General features: G+C 69.6%; 2 protein-coding genes. Both read left to right on the plus strand.

What is annotated here, in order from left to right:
• The coding region (locus ACOADB_RS10625) for a flavin reductase family protein (protein WP_378598009.1) at positions 1–358 on the plus strand (358 nt) is incomplete at its 5' end.
• A 78-nt stretch (positions 359–436) separates the two neighbouring features.
• On the plus strand, positions 437–1,404 hold a 968-nt coding region (locus ACOADB_RS10630), incomplete at its 3' end, for a trypsin-like serine peptidase (RefSeq protein ID WP_378598011.1).

The following is a 1,404-nucleotide window of genomic DNA, read 5'->3' on the forward strand; positions in this document are numbered from 1 at the left end:
GCCGCTGGTCATGTTCGTCCCGGCGCGTTCATCGCGTGCGTGGCCGCTGATCCAGCGCTCGGGCCGCTTCTGCGTCAATTTCCTCGCCGCCGACCAGGAGCACGTCTCGGGCCAGATGGCCACGAAGGGTGCCGACAAGTTCGCCGGCATCGACTGGACGCCTGGCGCGGCGACCGGATCGCCGGTCATCGGCGGAGCGCTGGCGCACCTCGACTGCACGATCCATGCGGTCTACGAGGGCGGCGACCACTACGTCGTGATCGGAAAGGTCGAGCACCTCGAGACCAACACCGCCGACGCGGCCGAAGCCGAGCCCCTTCTCTACTTCAAGGGTCGATACCGCACCACCGACTCGTGACCTGAGCACCCGCCCGAGCGTTACTCCCACGTAGTCCAGGGGGAACCGGGGGGAAACGTCGTGCCAAGAACGTCTGTCGTGCGGTGGTGGGCCGCGGCCATGGGGTGCGTGCTCGCGCTCGGATTCCTGTTGGCGACACCCGCCGAGGGACGCGTTCGGAGCGAGGGCCGTCAGGGACCGGTGGCACTGGCTCCCGCGGCCATGACCCAGTCGCTCGACCCGACCGGTGTCGAGGCGTACTGGACAGAGGACCGGATGCGGACGGCGGTGCCGCTCGGCCTCGACGAGGTCGGCAACCTGATCACGCCCCGCGCCGCAGCGCCTGGCTCGACCAGCCGGGCGGCCGCGCTGGCCGCGCCGCGCAGTGTGGGCAAGCTCTTCTTCACCATGCCCGAGGGCAACGCAGTGTGCTCGGCCGCAGCCGTGAACACCGCGGCGAAGAACCTGATCATCACTGCGGCGCACTGCGCGCACAGCGGCATGCCGAAGGCCTGTGGCCTGCTGCAGACCTGTCCCGGGAAGTACTACACGAACTTCCTGTTCGTCCCGCGCTACGCCAACGGCACCGCGCCCGACGGCCGGTGGGTCGGCACCCAGGCCTTCACCCACACCCAGTGGATCGAGGACGAGGACCTGGCGTTCGACCAGGCCCTGATCAAGGTGGCGCCGCGCGCTGGGCAGAACCTCGTCAACGTCGTCGGCGGCAACGCCGTGGCCTGGAACTACCCGCTCCGCGAGGACCGGGTCGGTGTGTGGGGCTGGCCCGCCGAGTCGCCGTACGACGGCGAGACGGTCCGCAAGTGCGCCGGCAGCACGACGGTCTTCAGCGGCGGGGACGCAAAGATCCCGTGCCCGCTGACCGGCGGTGCGAGCGGCGGACCCTGGTTCATCTCGATGACCAACGCCAACGTGGGGTACATCTGGGCGGTCACGTCTCGTCGAACGACCAGCGGAACGCCGTACCTGATCGCTGACACCTTCGGGAACGAGATCAAGACGCTCTTCAGCTCCGCGCGGACGAACACGCCCGCCCGCGCGGCGGCACC

The organism is Nocardioides sp. CPCC 206348 (genome assembly GCF_048654705.1).
Taxonomy (GTDB): Bacteria; Actinomycetota; Actinomycetes; order Propionibacteriales; family Nocardioidaceae; genus Nocardioides.